Here is a 16,944-nt window from a genome sequence, read left to right as displayed (position 1 = left end):
TAAAAAGAGTGGGGATAAATAAAATAATAAATATGTTTTTTTACCGTACATTTCTGATATTGTGTCTTTATTTGCGAAATAAAATGTTCACTCATCCATCTTTGATAAGAATGGTTATTAATTCTGTTTCAGAGTAATTTTTTGATCAAATATAAAAAATTATCATGAGATGCAATATTGATCGGTTGTTTCATTCTTAGTTTATATCATAGTACACCCGAAACCGCAGGACACTATTGCATTCGGTTTCTTCTAAATTAGCTGAAAATCAAATACAATGAGTCCAGCAAAATATTCACGCAGAGATTTTTTACAAACTTCGGCATTGGGAATCGCCGCAGTGTTTTTCGCTTCATCATTTACCCGTGCATTTGATTTTTCAGACAAGCCTTATTTTAAATTAAAACCGATTGGCAGATCTTTGGAATTAGACGGCTACTATATTTGGTGCTCTTCTCCGATTTGGGGTGAAGATGGGAAAGTGCATCTTTTCTACTCACGCTGGAAAAAAGAAAAAGGGATGGGCGGCTGGCTTAGTGGTTCTGAAATCTGCCGTGCAGAAGCGAATTCTCCTTTTGATAAATTTGAACATAAGCAGGTTATTCTCAGTCCGAGAGGTGAAGGTTTTTGGGATGCAACGACTTGTCATAATCCTCTAATTAAAAAAGTGGATGATCAATATTATCTGTTTTTTATGGGGAATTCAAACGGAAAGACGAATACGAAAAGAATTGGTTTGGCAACTTCCAAAAGTCTCGACGGAGAATGGGCAAGACCTGATCAGCCCTTACTTCTTCCCGGAGAAGAAGGAGCCTGGGACGATCATTGTACCACAAACCCTGCTTTTGAAAAAGGCAATGACGGAAAATACTGGCTCTTCTACAAATCATGGAACACCAAAGAATATGAAACCCAAAAAGGAACCGTCCGTGGAAATCGAAAATATGGCTTAGCAAAAGCTTTAAAGCCGGAAGGTCCATACATGAAAGTTTCTGAAAATCCGGTGATCGATTTCTCTTCTTTGCCCAATAATGCTCAGTTGGAAGACGCTTTCATCTGGAAGCAAAACGGTAAATTTCACATGGTCGCCCGTGATATGGGATTTTATAACCATGAATATGGTTTACATTTAACGACCAAAGACGGCATCAAATGGACACAGCCTGAAGTTGCTTATTTAGATTTAAAACAATACGTAACCGAACCAGAACCTCCCAAACATTTAAAAAGATTCGGAAGGTTGGAAAGACCCATGATTCTGATGAGTAAAGATGGCAAAAGACCACAGTTTTTATTTGGAGCAACGCAGGGAGGGAAGTTTGAGACTTCTACAACTTTTGTTTTTGAGATTTTAAAAAGATACGTTTCAGGATGGAATTTCTCAGAACTTTGTCAAAGTTGAAGCGCCTAGAAAATTATAACTGTTTCTCCGTAGTCCCGATAATATATCAGTCTGAATTTTAAAATGTCATTTCTAAACTCTGCTTACTCATTTAATTTTAATATTTTTGAGCTTTAATAAGTATTTGAGCACATGAATTTTGAAGATTTTATCATTTCCCCAAGAAATTTCAGAACAGAAAACTGGCAGATCGGTCACCAAATAACCAAAGAAATAAAAGAGGACAGTATTGTTTTGCTTTTCGTTTCAGATTACAGAGGCGCCAGTGGAGATGCAGAAGTGCAGGATTTCACAGCTATCAGGAGAGAGTTTTATAAATTATCAAAGCTTGATTTTGAAATTCCGGTGGTGGACTTGGGAGATTTGGTTTCAGGGAAATCGGTGGAGGATTCTCATTATATTTTGCAGGAAGTATTGTCAGAGTGCCACACCAAAAGAGCCATTCCGGTAATTGTGGGCGGCTCGAATGATTTTGCTTTTTCTTTGTTTTCAGGATTAAATTTTCATCAGCAAAACATTAATTACACACAGATCAGCAATATAATTTCGCTGAAAAATGATGAGGGAATTAATGAGCATACTTTTTTGAGCAAGATTTTAGGTTCTAAAAATTTCTCTATTAAAAATTATCATCATTTAGGGTATCAAAAACATCTGAATGAAGCAGATTCTGTAAAGCTCATCAAAGAAGTTGAGTTTGATATTGTCCGTCTGGCCGAAATGATGAATTCTACAGAACGCACAGAGCCTTATTTCAGAAAAGCTGATTTGGTGACGGTTAATTGTGATGCTATTGAAAGTTTCAGTGATGCTTTTTCGATGAATCCGCAAGTGAACGGCTTGAACCGAAGAGAAATCTGTGCTTACATGAAAGAAATCGGACTGAGTGAAAATCTAAAGTCTGTAGGAATTTTTAATTATAATATTTATACAGAAAATCAGCTTAATCACCAGCTTTTGGCACAAATGCTCTGGTATCTGATTGAGGGAATTAATATTCAGCAGTCACATCCGAAAGAAAGACAGTATGAAATGTTTTATGTTTTGATAGAGGACAGACAATACGCTTTTAAGCGAGATACATTTAGCAATCTGTGGTATTTTGGAGATGATGAAAATATTGAAAACTGTATTCCGTGTTCAAGAAAAGATTTTGATGAAGCTAAAAAAGGCTGGCTAAGCGCAAGATTTACCAAAAGCTAAACGATGACAAAGGTTCCCTGTCTAATCTCCATCATCGTTCCGGTTTACAATGTCGAAAATTATCTGGCTAAATGTCTTGATTCTTTGGTGAATCAGACGTATCCGCATATTGAGATCTTGGTGGTGAATGATGGGAGTACAGATCATTCTGAAAAAATAATTCGGGATTACGCTCTAAGATTTCCTGATAAAATAAATGCTTTTACAAAAGAAAACGGCGGTTTGAGCGATGCAAGAAACTTTGGAATTGATCGTGCTGCCGGAGATTATGTAGGATTTGTCGACAGCGATGATTTTGTTACAGAGACGATGTATGAGGAAATGCTGGTTTTAGCAGTAAAACATGAGGCAGAAATGGTGATCTGCAACATCCAGAAAGTTGATGAGAAAGGGAATGTAACGCAAAAGCTTACGCAGATTCCGAACATGCCTGAAAAAATTGATTTGGAAGCTCATTTTTCGGTCTTTTCAGATTTAAGTTATTTTGCCTGTAATAAATTATTTAAAACTGAACTTTTTAAAACTCAAAGGTTTAAAAAAGATGTTCATTTCGAAGATATCCAGCTTGTACCACAACTTTTGCTAGACTGCAAAACAGTGGCGCAGACTCAGGATTATCATTATCAATATCTTGAGCGTACAGATTCAATTTCAAAAACACATACAGAGAAAGGGCTGGACATCCTGAAAGCAGTGAAGGATGTAGAGCTTTATTTTGAAAGTTCAATGTATGCAGCGAAGAGAAATGCACTTAAAAACTTCCAGATTTTGGAAGGGGTTTATACATTTTTAGCATATCTGGCCTTTGTAAAAGATGAAAAAATATTTTATAAAATGTCACAGGAATTGGAGGTATTCATGCGTCAACGGAATATTAAATTTAAAGATATATTGATTTACAGTCGTTTTGATAAGAATTATCTATTATCTTTGCCCCTGAAAAAAAAGATCTTTTATCTGTTATTCTTTTCAGGACAAAAAAAGCTGATCAGAAAATTAATATAAACACAAATGGAAAGCAATTTGTCAATGTATTTAACTCACTGACAATGATTTCGTTAAGACTTTAAGGTCAACTAAACCCTGTAAAGTACTTAAATAGAAAAAAATGAAGAATTTTGAATTGTTCTTAAATAACTCTGGGATTTCTATTTTTTATGTAAAAATAGGTCTAGGCTTTCTATTCTCTTTTTTAATCACATTTTTCTCAATTCCTACAATCACAAAAATTTCCAGAAGAAAAAATCTTATGGATGAACCTGGGGTGAGAAGTTCGCATCTGAGAAAAATTCCTAATTTGGGCGGTATCGCTATTTTCTATTCTATTGGTATTTGTACTTCGGTTTTTGCGTATGAACTTTTTGATTTATATAAATTTCTCTTTGCATCGCTCGTTGTTCTCCTGTATGTTGGCGTAATGGACGATATTGTCGTTATGCGTGCCTATAAAAAGCTTGTGGCTCAGATTATAGTGTCTGTCTTCATCGTGATCGGTTCTGATATTAGAATAAGAAATCTTTTCGGTATCTGCGGGATTTATCAGATCAATTATCTTGTAAGTGTGCTCATCACGATCATTACATTCATCATTTTAATCAATGCATTTAATCTGATTGACGGTATAGATGGGCTGGCCGGTGGATATTCTTTGGTATGCAGCGCTCTTTTCGGAATTAGCTATTACCGTTTGGGACCTTATAATTATCCTTTAGTTATATTATCAGTAATAATCATCGGTGCTGTGCTTGCTTTTCTCTATTATAATTTATCGAACTATAGGGCTGCAAAAATCTTTATGGGTGATACTGGCTCTATGCTTTTGGGATTTTTATTAGCATTTACCTGTATTTGTTTTATCGATATTTTTATCGACCGACAGTTACCGTATATTCCGAGATATCATTTAAAATCTTCGCCGGTGATTGCGGTTGCCATATTAATCTTACCTATTGTTGACACACTGAATGTCATTATTGTTAGACTTTGGAATAAAAAATCTCCTTTCCTGGCGGATAAAAACCACATTCATCATAAACTTTTAAAGCTGGATCTCACACACAGAAGATCAAGTTTCTATATCATATCATATTATCTTTTTATTGTAGCAGTAGCCTACTTTTTAAGGCATACAGACGTAAATCTTTTATTAATAACAATTTTGCTGCTCGGTTTTATAGGTGCGTATTTGCCAGACCTTCTATATCTGCTTAGAAATAAAACGTTAAAAAGTAATAATTAAATTTCTATTTTTGCAAACTACATTTAATTTACGATGAAAATCTATAAGTATTTACTATTTCTAATTTTTCCATTTTTCTTGAGTTCTTGTATTACCACAAAGGATGTCAAATATATGCAGCCTAGTGAAAGTCTTGTTATCAATGAAGAAGGGCTGATTCCTTATAATATTCCTGTCTACAGAATCACCAAAAACGATATGTTTATCCTGAATATTGTGACGACTCCAAAAGGTGATGCCGCACAGTTTTATTCTAGCTTAAATACTTCTGGAGGCTCAGCTGGTGGTGGTGTAACCGCAGGAGGTACTTCAGGCGGAAGCGGAGGTAATGCATACCTTTATACAAATGGATTGAAAGTTGATTCTAATGGTGATATTTACGTTTTTGGGATTGGTTATCTTAAAGCAGAAGGAAAAACTATTGAAGATTTAGCTAAAGAAATTCAGGAAAAAGTAAACGAAAATTTTCAGGAAGGAAAATCTGAAGTAAGATTAAATATTGACGGCATCACATATTATGTTTTAGGTGATATTGAAACTGTTGGTATTACTGGAGAGAAAAAAGCCCATAAAAACATATTAACTCTATCGGAGGCAATTTCAATCAATGGTGGATTGAATAGAACTGTAGACCGTAAGAATATTGTTGTCTACAGAAAATTCCCTGAAGGTATAAAAAAGGCTCAGATAGATCTTACCAGAGAAGATGTAATGAATTCTCCATATTATTATGTTCAAAACGGAGACGAAATTTTCCTTTCTACTCAAAGAAGAGCTCTTAACGGTTTCGGAAAAGATCCTATACAAACACTTGTTAGTGGAGTTTCTGTTATTACAACAGCATTATCAATTTATCTACTTCTTAAAAACCTTTAATTATGATTCCTGGAAAAGATGCTACTGTAGATAAAAATGCAGCTCAGAAAGATAAATTCGGATCCTTCTCTCTGTTTGATATTGAACATTTTTTAAGAAGACTTTTAAAAAATTGGTATTGGTTCGTTGTTATGTTTTTCATAGGTTATGGAATTTCATGGTTCTATGGAAAATACTATGCTCAAAATATATATTCTTCAAATCTTTCGTTAAGTATATCAAACAGCACAGCAAGTTATTTTACTCCCAACCAATCAATAAATTTCATTTGGGGACAGGGAGGAAATCAGGATGGCGTTTATCTGAAAAAAATGCTTTTATCAAGATCTCATAACGAATTTTTGGTGAATGAACTTAATCTCTTCGTTAACTATCAGACGAAAGGTCTTATAAAAGCAACTTATCTTGATAAGGATGATTCTCCTGTCTTTTTAGAGGTTGACAGAAAGCATTTGCAACAGGTTAATTATCCTATTACAATTGTTCCAAAAGGAGCGAATTCGTATGAGGTGGTTTTACCAGAAGAAGGTCAGTCTACAAATTTATACTCTTACGAATTTGAGGGTTTTCAGAATATCAACAATTATGAAAGGCCAGCAAATAAAACCATTAAAGTTAATGAATGGTATACGACTCCTAATTTAAGATTTAGGCTGATACCGAATCCTGTGGCAAGCTCGATCAAATTTGATAATATTATCGTGAATCTGAGCACCGTAAACGATGCCGTAAATGGAATTATTGGGAGTGTGGGAGTAGACTTCGACAGGGAAATTAATACCATTATGATTATTTCCAAAACAGGATTTAATCTTAACAGCACTGTGAATTTTCTAAATAAATCTGTGACTGAGTTACAGAAAAAAAGATTTATAGACAAAAATACGGTTGATAAAAATACTGAGGAATATCTTAAAGAAAGCCTTGCGAGTATCAGAAAAAAATTAGACTCAAGTGGGTCTGTTCTTAATTATCTGAAAACTTCTGAGAAACTTTACGACATAGATAATCGTGATGAGAAATCGCTGGAGCAGATTAAAGATTTAGAAGCTAAGAAAGCGGACATTCTTAGTAAAATGAATTCTCTTAACAATATAAGAAATACCGTAGAGACACAGAGTTTTGATAAAATGATCAGCAGTTCTGCTGCAGGATTTGACGATGGTTTATTCTCTGCTACCGTATCAGAATTAAAAGCTTTGTATCTTAAGAAAAGAGAAATGTCTTCCATTTATACTCCGAACTCAGAACCGATGAAGGAGATCAACAGATTGATTAATGAGGCGAAACAAAACTCTTCAGGATCTCTAAGAAACGTTTATACTGTATATCGAGATCAGCTTAGCAAGATTGATCAGCAGGTTGCAGAAGCGAATTCAGAGTTGTCGACTTATCCTGAAAAACAGAGAAAATATCTGGATGCTGAACGTGGCTACAATATGATTGAAGCTACCTATAGCAGCCTTCTCAGCAGACAGAATGAAAGCAAAATGAGATTGGCAACGAATCAGCCGGATATTTCAGTAATTGATCCGGCTAAAAATCTTGGACAAGGCCCGATTGGACCCAATGTTAAAGGCACAAAGATGGCAATTATCGGTGGTCTGCTTGCCTTTCCATTTGTTATTATTTTAATTGGGGGACTTTTAGACAGTAAAATCCGAAACATTAAAGAGCTTCTGGCTGCTACTAAAATACCATTATTGGGTGTTATCGGGAATAACACAAATGAAAACATGCTTACGGTTTTGGATCATCCTAAATCTTCGGTTTCAGAAGCTTTCCGTGGGATTAGGGCCAATATGCGATTTTTGGCAAGTGAAGATGGTAAAAGTAAAGTGATTTTAATAACATCTTCTGTTGGTGGTGAGGGTAAAACATATGTTTCGATCAACTTAGCTTCAGTTTTAGGATTAAGTGATAAAAAAACTATTTTACTTGGAATGGATCTTAGAAAACCAAAAATTTTCGGAGACTTTAATATTGACAACAAAAACGGGATTTCCAATTATCTAACTGGGGAGGTTACTATTGATCAAATCATTAATAAAACAAAAATTCCAAATCTTGATGTAGCGACTTCAGGTCCAATACCGCCGAATCCATCAGAGCTTTTGATGAGTGACAGAAACCTTAATTTAATTGAGGAGTTAAAGACACGATATGATTTCATCATCATCGATTCACCACCAGTAGGACTAGTAGCAGATTCTTATGATCTGATGAAATATTCTGATGCGAATTTATATATTGTCCGTCATGAATATACCGAAAAGTATATGCTTAAAATGATTACAGAAAAATACCACAATGACGAAATCAAACATTTAGGATTTGTGTATAATGATTACGTAGTGAAGCAGGGTTACGGCTATGGATATGGTTACGGTTATGGATACGGTTATGGATACGGATACGGTTACTTTGATGAAGACAAAAATTATAAGGAGCCTTTACTGATAAAAATAAGAAATTTTGTAAAAGCTTATTTAGATCGAAAAAGCTAATGATAATAAACCCTCATGATATGAGGGTTTGCTCTTACCTTAAGATAGCAATCTGTTAAAAAAAGAATAATTTTGCCAGTTTGTCGTTTACTTTATAATAAATTATGTTTTTTTGTTTATTTTTAACGAAACATTAAGGTTATCATTAATATAAAAATGTTTTATATTTGCAAAAATTAATTTTTAAAATAACCATAAATCCATATTCTTCTATGAATAAAAAATTATTGTTTAGCTTTCTTACCCTCTTAGGCACAATGGTAAGTGTAAAGGCACAAAGAAATGAATTGGGAATTCGTCTTGGCATGAGTAATTTAGTAGGTGATATAGGAAATACCAATTACATTTTGCAGCAGCCATTGGATTTGGACAGAGCTTCAGACTGGGGAGTTCCTTTTTATGGTGGATTGTTATACAGATTCAATTTTAATCCTCATCAGACTGTAAGGTTAGATTTGGGTTACAATCAGGTTCAGTTCAGTGATAAAGCTGCAAAAGAAGAATATAGAAGAAACAGAAATTCATTTGGGAAAAACAATGTGTACGAAGCAAGTGTTGTTTTCGAATACAATTTATTTCCTGTAAACAATGAGCAGTTAAGTATGGTTAGCCCATATATTTTTGCTGGGATTGGAGGTTTAATGTTTGATGCTCCAAAAGCTACATTAAATCATGATTTCAGAAGAAATGCTGATGGTGTGGCACAGGCTCCTATCAACGAGTTAGATTTTGTGACAACCACAGAATATACGATGGGTAGAAAAACAGTGGCTCATGTACCTTTCGGAGTTGGCTTAAAATATAAATTCAATCACGGTTGGGCTGTTTTTGCAGAGGCTACATTCAGACTTGCATTGACAGATCAATTAGATCATAGCAAAATTTTGGCTAAAGATGTAGTGTCTAATTATAATGCTGATATTTTAAATCCTTCTACTGGTGGATCGCTGTTACAGACAGGAGATTATTTTGTTGTTTCTAAAGAGAGAGAGTCTGCATTTATCGGTAGCAGAAATGTAGGAGATACTGACTCAAGAGATTGGATGAACACCTTTAGTTTAGGATTGACCTATTCTTTTGGAAGACCACCATGTTATTGTGATTAATTAATTATGTCATTGATTAAAGAAAAAATAGATTCCGAGAATTTACCACAGCATGTAGCCATCATTATGGATGGTAATGGAAGATGGGCAAAGTCTCGTGGCGAAGAAAGAACGTTTGGTCATAAAAATGCCATTGATGCTGTAAGAAATGCCATTAATGCATGTAATGAAGTCAATATTCCCTATCTCACACTTTATACATTTTCCTCAGAAAACTGGAAGCGACCTACTGATGAAGTAAATACGCTGATGAGTCTGCTTACCGAAACTTTGCTTTTGGAAGCAGAAGAAATCTTCAGCAAAGGGTTGAGAATGCACGTGATCGGGAATTTAGAAAAATTACCAGTACTCGTAAGAGAGCAACTTTTAAAAGTTGTAGAGCTTACAAAAGAAAACACAAAAGGAAACTTGGTTTTGGCCATTAGCTATGGTTCGCAAAACGAAATTCTGAATGCCGTTAAAAATATCAGCTCCGACGTAAAAGACGGGAAGGTTGATATTGAAAATATTGATGAAAAATTATTTGAGAATTATCTCTATACAAAAGATTTTCCACCTGTAGATTTGTTGATAAGAACCAGTGGCGAAATCAGGATTAGCAATTTCCTGCTTTGGCAGATTGCTTATGCCGAACTGCAGTTTCTCAATGTTCTGTGGCCAGATTTCACAAAAGATATTTTTTTCCAGTGTATTGTTGATTATCAAAACAAGGAAAGAAGATATGGCCTTACGGGCGAACAGATACAAATCAAGTAAATTTAAGAAAAGAAAGATAACGATAAAATGAAGTTTAGATTATTACCCATCATTATGTTTGCTGCTTCTGCACATTTTTATGGACAGGTGACACCACAAGACAGCACAGCGGTTAATACTGCATCTGTTCTTACGGAAAATCAAACAGGAACTTACACTCTGAAAGACATTGTTGTTGATGGGGTAAAAAAATATACACCCGCTCAGATTCTAAGATTTACGGGTCTTACAAAAGGAGAAGAGGTAGATATTCCGGGACAGAAAATCAGTGGTGCCATTAAGAAACTTTGGGACACACAATCTTTCTCTGAAGTAGAAGTTTACATTCAAAGTATTGAAGGTAAAACAGTAGTTTTAAAATTCTATCTTGAAGATTTAAAAGACCTTGGTGAAGTAAAATTCACAGGAAAAGGGATTGGTAAATCTAAAAATGAAAAATTAGCTAAAGATAATAACCTGAAGCCAGGTACAAAAATTACCCAGAATCTTATCTCAAGCCTTAAAACAAATATTCCGAAGGACTATGTGAAAAAAGGTTTTGCAGATGCGAAGATTAGCATTGAGGATAAAGTAAATGCCGGGGATCCAAACCTGGTAGACTGGACAATCAATGTAGATAAAGGCAAAAGAATAAAAATCAGCCATATCGAATTTGAAGGTAATGAAAACGTTACTGATGCTCAGTTAAGAAAGAAGGCATTCAAAGAAACCAAGCAGAAGAGATTCGGAATTGGCGGTATTTTGAAGTCATCTAAATTTATTGAAGAGAAATATCAGGAAGATAAGCAGAGTCTTATCAGCTATTATAACTCTTTAGGATACAGAGATGCACAAATCGTTTCTGATTCTGTTTGGAGAAATAAGAAAAACAATTACGAAATCAACGTAAAACTGAGCGAAGGAAAACAATATTACATTGGTGATATTACATTTACCGGAAATACAGTTTATTCTACAGAGTATCTTCAGAGAATTTTAGGTTACAAGAAGGGAGATATCTATGATGCGGTAGGATTCAACAAAAAAGTTGGTGAAGACGGAGGTAAGGAAGACGATTCAGATATCAAATCGAACTACATGAATAACGGTTACCTTTTCTCGAATGTTACACCTGTAGAGAAATCTGTAAGCGGTAATAACATCAACTTAGAAATAAGAATTAATGAAGGAGAGCAGGCTACCTGGAACAGAGTAACCTGGGAAGGAAACACAACAACGCATGACCACGTTATCCTGAGAGCTTTAAGAACGAAGCCGGGAGAATTGTTCAAGAAAACTGAAATTAAAAGAACATATTTTGATTTAGCAGGAATGTCTTTCTTCGATCCTCAACAGATCGGTCAGGATATTCAGCCAAATCAGCTTGATAATACCGTAGACATCAACTGGAAATTGGTAGAGAAAGGATCTTCTCAGGTTCAGTTGCAGGCAGGTTACGGTGGTAACAGCTTTATCGGAACTTTAGGATTGACATTTAATAACTTCTCTCTTAGAAACTTCCTGAAATTTAAAGACTTCAGACCGGTTCCTCAAGGTGACGGACAAACATTATCAATCACTGCGCAGGCAGGACAGTATTTCCAGAATTATGGTGTTTCATTTGTGGAGCCATGGTTATTCGGAACGAAGCCTACTGCACTTTCTGTAAGTTTAAATAATTCAAGAGTTAATTATAGCCAGGTAACCGGTCCGGATCAGAGATTAAATATTTTCTCAGCAACGGTAGGTTTAAACAGATTATTGAAGTGGCCAGATGATTATTTCTCGTTATATACAGGACTTCAGTTTCAGAAATATAACTTCAGTAACTATCCGTTTGAGTTCGGAGACACTACCGAATTATATGGAAATGCCAATAACTTAAGTTTAAATATTGGGTTAAGCAGAAACTCAGCAGGTATCGATCCTATTTTCCCAACAATGGGTTCTAATATAGAGTTGTCAGGTAAGTTTACGCCACCATATTCATTGTTCAGTAATAAAAATTATTCAACAATGGCTCCTACTGATAAGTACAAGTGGATGGAATTCTACAAAATCAAATTTAAAGCTGACGTTTATAACGAAGTTGTAGGTAAATTGGTTTTAAGATCTTCTGCTGAAATGGGCTTCATGGATGGTTATAATAAAGAACTGGGAGCACCACCATTTGAAAGATTCTATGTGGGTGGTACAGGACTTTTCGGAGGTAGATTTGACGGTAGAGAATTGATTCCTTTGAGAGGTTATGAAAATGCTTCTACCTACGGAGGAACTATTGATGATATTACTCAGAAAGGTGGAGGTACTATTTACAACAGATTTACGTTAGAATTAAGATATCCGATTTCAATGAGCCAAACAGCTAAAATTTATGCTCTAACTTTTGCTGAAGGAGGTAACGTTTGGAACTCTTGGGGCAAGTACAATCCTTTCCAGTTGAAAAGATCAGTTGGTGTAGGTGTAAGAGTTTACATGGGTGCATTTGGTTTGATTGGATTTGATTTCGCATACGGATTTGACAAAACTGTTCTTGGAACAGAGCCGTCAGGAACGAAGACTCACTTCTTAATGAACCAATCTTTATAACAGTATGAAGAATTTTAAAACACTTTTCACTTTTACCTTACTATTGCTTTTCGGCATCAGCAACGCCCAAAAAATTGGTGTAGTTGATACAGATTATATATTAAATATGATGCCGCAATATAAAGAAGCAGAGGCAAGATTAAATTCTCAGATTGACACCTGGGAACAGGAACTTCAAAGTTTGCAGGCTGAATATGAGAAAAAAAGATCAGCTTTCGAAAACGAAAAAGTTCTGTTGGTAGGAGATCAACTGAAGTTGAGAGAAAAGGAAGTTTTGGATTTGGAAAAAAATATCAAAACCACAACAAGTTTAAGATTCGGAAAAACCGGTGAGATTCATCAGTTAAGAGCAAATTTAGTGGAACCGTTTCAGGATCAGATCTATGCAGCCATCAGAACGATGGTGCAGAAAAATGGCTTAGGCATAGTTCTTGATAAGAGCAACGATATTAATGTCATTTCTCTTGAAAAAAGATATGATTATACAGATAAGGTGTTGGCAATACTAATGAAAGACACTGAAGAAAAAGATAAGAAAACTAATAAAAAATAGTAAAAGTTATTTTTCGGAATTAACTTTTACCTAAATTTAAAATCTAAAAACAAATTAATTATTTATTACCCCGTTATGAAAAAATTAAGTGTATTATTTGCAGCAGCGATGATGGTTGTGTCTGTAGGTATGGCAAAAGCTCAGAAAATTGCTACTTTGGATGTCGCAGGTATTCTTAATGCAATGCCAGAAAAGAAAAAAGCTGATACAGAAATTACTACGTTTGTAAATGCAAAACAGGCTGAATTAAAGAAAAAAGCTGAAGCTGCACAAACTAAGTATGCTCTTTATACAAAAGAAGCTCCTACTAAAACTGAAGCTGAAAATAAAGCAAGAGGTGAAGAAATGCAGAAAGTTCAGGAAGAGATGGCTCAGATGGAAGACAAAATGAGAAAAGATGCAACTGCTAAGCAGGATCTACTTTTCGAACCTATCGAGAAAAAGTTGATGGACGTTGTAACTAAAGTTGCGAAAGCAAACGGTTATGATTACATTATGGATGCCAACTCTACAGGTCTTGTTTACAAAGCAGGTCCGGATGCTACAGCAGCTGTAAAAAAAGAATTAGGTCTTCAATAATAGAGATATTAACAAAGATTTATAAAAACTACCACTTCTATTAGAGGTGGTTTTTTTATTTTTGCGCTATGGAAAAAGAAGTATCAACCAAGGTTAAAGTGAGATTCAGTGACTGTGATCCTATTGGGCATTTGAATAATGTAAAATACTTGGATTATATGTTCAATGCAAGAGAAGATCATGTCGAAGAGTTTTATGGTTTCACATACGAAGAATATACAAAAAAAACCGGCTGCACCTGGATTGCTATTCAAAATGAAATTGCCTACCTACGAGAGGTCAGATACAATACACAGGTAGTTATCAGCAGCAAAACTATCGAAATACAGGACCGCACTGCAAAAGTAGAGATTCTCATGAAAAGTCTCGATGAAAAAACGGTACATGCAGTATTATGGGTAACTGTAATCTATTTTAATATAAAAACCAGAAAGTCAGAAGTTCATCCGGAAGATATCAAAGACACTTTTCATAAATTCTTTGTAGATTTAGAGCAGAAAGATTTCCAGCCAAGAGTTAAATTTTTAAGATCGCAAAACGCGAAAAATTCATAAAATGAAAAAAATAGCAGTAATAGGAAGCAACGGACAGTTAGGAAACTGTATAAAAAAATTAGCTCCGGATTTTGAATTAGATTATGAATTTATTTTCACAGATTCGAAAACGGTAGATATTACAAACAAAGATCAAGTCAATGACTTCTTTTCTGAACACAAGCCAGATTTTTGCATCAATGCATCAGCATACACTGCAGTTGATTTGGCTGAGCAGGAAAGAGAGAAAGCTTTTGCTGTCAATGCTTATGGAGTTGAGAACTTGGCAAAAGCATGCTCAGAATATAAAACAGTATTGATACATGTTTCTACAGACTATGTTTTTGATGGCGAAACCAATTTAGATTACTCAGAAGATGATTTCACAAATCCTATTGGTGTGTACGGAGAATCGAAGAGGGAAGGTGAGGAGCTGGCTTTAGAAGCAAATCCGCAAACAGTTATCCTGAGAACATCGTGGCTGTACTCTGAGTTTAATAAGAACTTCGTGAAAACGATGCTGAATCTGTTCTCTCAAAAAGATGAATTAGGAATTGTAGGAGATCAGTTTGGTCAGCCAACTAACGCAAATGACTTGGCAGAAGCCATCATGGAAATCATTGAAAATCCTAATAAGACTTTCGGGATCTTTCATTTCTCAAATTATCCTGAAACGACATGGTTTGAATTTGCAAAAAAGATTGCAGAATTTTCCAAATCATCAGTAAAATTGAATTCTTTAACAACGGAGCAGTATCCAACGCCGGCAAAAAGACCAAAGAGAAGCACAATGTGTCTTGATAAAATTGAAGAGATTTACAAAATCAACCCAAAACATTGGGAAAACAGCTTGGAAGAGTGTGTAACCATTCTTTCCAAATAATAAATTATGGGAAAACTTATAACGCTATTTTTTATTTTCATTACCTCTGTAATCAGTGCGCAAAACGTATATCTCACTAAAGTCGAAAAGACCAATGATAACGCAGATAAATTTCTTTATCATTTAAAAGAGAAAATCAGTGATTCAGAATTTCTTGGAGAAGTAGAAGTGCAGGGGTTCTCAGCAGATGATGCTGATGTTTTTTCTCAGATTTACAAAAAAGCTAAAGAAGTTGGTGCCAACTCTTTTATGGTAAAGCCTTTTGAAACTGTAGACGGAATTTCTCAAAAATTTGATGCTGCACATTATAAGTTACACTTATATTACACACCTTCTGAAAAATTTTCTGTCGATGCAGGTGATCTGTATCTTTTCGCGGCTTCATCCAAAGATCAGAAAATAAACATCAACAGACAAGATTATCTGCTAGCACCGCGCACCTATTTAAAAATCCCAATGGTTACTAGTGAAATTTATACCATCTCTACGAAGAAACTTTTAGGTTCGACCATTAAAATACAGAAAAGTGCAAAAAACACTGATCAATATTATCAGATCTCATCTGCGAGATTAGGTAACAGCAGTCAGAATGACGGCACGCTTCATCTAAAATCAGGAGATATCGTAGGATTGGAAAAATCTTTTGCACAGTTTCTCTCAGTTATCTACCAAGAGAAGAAATAATATTTGATTAATTAATCAGACCCCGCCAAAAACCTCTGAATTTTCAGAGGTTTTTTTGTGACATAATATAATATTAGATTATGCGCCATAGGTGCGGAATGTTTACAGCATAACTATTTCCAATATAATTAGAATTTATTAGGTGCGGAATTTTTGTGGCATCAGTTTCAAAAATATAGATAGCTTTATAGAAGATAAATATTAATAACTCAATGATTCTTATTTGGAAAGAGCTCCGTAGGAGCGGAGTGGTTGTAGCTTTAGATTCCCTAGAATAGTTATAGCACCGTAGGAGCACCATGTGTGTAGCTTCCGATTTCCGAGAAAAGGTAGAGCTCCGTAGGAGCGGCATGTCTGTAGCATCATCATTCTGTATATAAGAAGAGCACCGTAGGAGCTGAATGTTTGTAGCATCATCATTCTGTATATAATAAAGCACCGTAGGAGCGGCATGTCTGTAGCATCATCATTATGTATATAAGAAAGAGCTCCGTAGGAGCGCCATAAAGAGCGGAGCAAATTACAAAACACAACACTTAAAACCTATTACTCACAGCCACGAAATCTAGCTCTCCATTCGCTTCATCCAGTTTTTGTTCTAAAAGCCCTTTGATTGCGAACTCCCACTCCAACCTGAACTATTCCTCACGTCACCAGACTTTTACTCAAACACCTCCATCCCACACGTTCACTCTCAAACTCTCACACCGTCCAATATACCCATCATCCATCATCACCCATCATTGATCATTCATCCATCAACTAACGTCTCACTCCCCAAAATTTTTCTCTCACGCTTTCAGTTAATTACCAACAAATATGAATTTAAAGTAAACATTATGTTAAATATATTTGGAAGTAGAGGGGTAAACGTACTACTTTTGCCCCACTGAAAAACGAGAGTTAGTCAGTAGCGCAGAAGAGCCTTTAGATGGGCAGGAACAAAAACTCTGAATAGAAATTAACTTTAAAAATTCCAATAAATTTTAATCAAATAAAATTTGTGGGAATAAAAAAAGTTTTTATCTTTGCAGTCCCGATACGGGGAGCGCAGG

The 16,944-nt window shown here is 35.2% G+C and carries 14 protein-coding genes; all 14 read left to right on the top strand.

From position 1 onward, the window contains the following. Positions 1-277 precede the first annotated feature (277 nt). The 14 genes from OMO38_RS16805 to OMO38_RS16740 all read left to right on the top strand — a co-directional run bounded on the left by OMO38_RS16805 (position 278) and on the right by OMO38_RS16740 (position 15,889). Entirely contained in the window at positions 278-1,402 is a 1,125-nt protein-coding gene (locus OMO38_RS16805; protein WP_264751349.1) for a glycoside hydrolase family protein, read from the top strand. Between the two features lie 132 nt (positions 1,403-1,534). Then, entirely contained in the window at positions 1,535-2,605 is a 1,071-nt protein-coding gene (locus OMO38_RS16800) for a formimidoylglutamase (protein ID WP_264751348.1), read from the top strand. Between the two features lie 3 nt (positions 2,606-2,608). Next, entirely contained in the window at positions 2,609-3,610 is a 1,002-nt protein-coding gene (locus OMO38_RS16795; protein WP_264751347.1) for a glycosyltransferase, read from the top strand. A gap of 103 nt (positions 3,611-3,713) precedes the next feature. After that, the gene (locus OMO38_RS16790) at positions 3,714-4,844 is read left to right on the top strand and encodes a glycosyltransferase family 4 protein (RefSeq protein WP_264751346.1); all 1,131 of its coding nucleotides are present in this window, start codon (positions 3,714-3,716) and stop codon (positions 4,842-4,844) included. 33 nt (positions 4,845-4,877) lie between these two features. Continuing rightward, a complete protein-coding gene (locus tag OMO38_RS16785) occupies positions 4,878-5,720 on the top strand; it encodes a polysaccharide biosynthesis/export family protein (protein WP_264751345.1) in 843 nt (280 codons plus the stop codon). A 2-nt stretch (positions 5,721-5,722) separates the two neighbouring features. After that, positions 5,723-8,227, top strand: a complete 2,505-nt coding sequence (locus OMO38_RS16780) for an exopolysaccharide transport family protein (RefSeq protein ID WP_264751344.1) — start codon at positions 5,723-5,725, stop codon at positions 8,225-8,227. A gap of 212 nt (positions 8,228-8,439) precedes the next feature. Beyond that, complete coding sequence (locus tag OMO38_RS16775) at positions 8,440-9,333, top strand: DUF6089 family protein (protein WP_264751343.1); 894 nt, start codon at positions 8,440-8,442, stop codon at positions 9,331-9,333. Between the two features lie 6 nt (positions 9,334-9,339). After that, a complete protein-coding gene (locus tag OMO38_RS16770) occupies positions 9,340-10,089 on the top strand; it encodes an isoprenyl transferase (RefSeq protein ID WP_264751342.1) in 750 nt (249 codons plus the stop codon). A 27-nt stretch (positions 10,090-10,116) separates the two neighbouring features. Then, positions 10,117-12,657 carry an outer membrane protein assembly factor BamA gene (bamA, locus tag OMO38_RS16765; RefSeq protein ID WP_264751341.1) on the top strand — a complete coding sequence of 847 codons (2,541 nt, stop codon included), beginning with the start codon at positions 10,117-10,119 and terminating at the stop codon, positions 12,655-12,657. Between the two features lie 4 nt (positions 12,658-12,661). Further along, positions 12,662-13,210, top strand: a complete 549-nt coding sequence (locus tag OMO38_RS16760; RefSeq protein ID WP_264751340.1) for an OmpH/Skp family outer membrane protein — start codon at positions 12,662-12,664, stop codon at positions 13,208-13,210. Between the two features lie 75 nt (positions 13,211-13,285). Beyond that, positions 13,286-13,789, top strand: coding sequence for an OmpH/Skp family outer membrane protein (locus OMO38_RS16755; RefSeq protein ID WP_264751339.1), 504 nt, complete (start codon positions 13,286-13,288; stop codon positions 13,787-13,789). A gap of 68 nt (positions 13,790-13,857) precedes the next feature. Then, a complete protein-coding gene (locus OMO38_RS16750; protein ID WP_264751338.1) occupies positions 13,858-14,343 on the top strand; it encodes an acyl-CoA thioesterase in 486 nt (161 codons plus the stop codon). Between the two features lies 1 nt (position 14,344). Then, complete coding sequence (gene rfbD, locus OMO38_RS16745) at positions 14,345-15,205, top strand: dTDP-4-dehydrorhamnose reductase (RefSeq protein WP_264751337.1); 861 nt, start codon at positions 14,345-14,347, stop codon at positions 15,203-15,205. A gap of 6 nt (positions 15,206-15,211) precedes the next feature. After that, positions 15,212-15,889 (top strand): hypothetical protein, encoded by a 678-nt coding sequence (locus OMO38_RS16740; protein WP_264751336.1) that lies wholly within the window; start codon positions 15,212-15,214, stop codon positions 15,887-15,889. Positions 15,890-16,944 lie beyond the last annotated feature (1,055 nt).

Source organism: Chryseobacterium kimseyorum (genome assembly GCF_025971945.1).
Taxonomy (GTDB): domain Bacteria; phylum Bacteroidota; class Bacteroidia; order Flavobacteriales; family Weeksellaceae; genus Chryseobacterium; species Chryseobacterium kimseyorum.
This window is presented reverse-complemented; position numbering and strand designations above follow the sequence as displayed.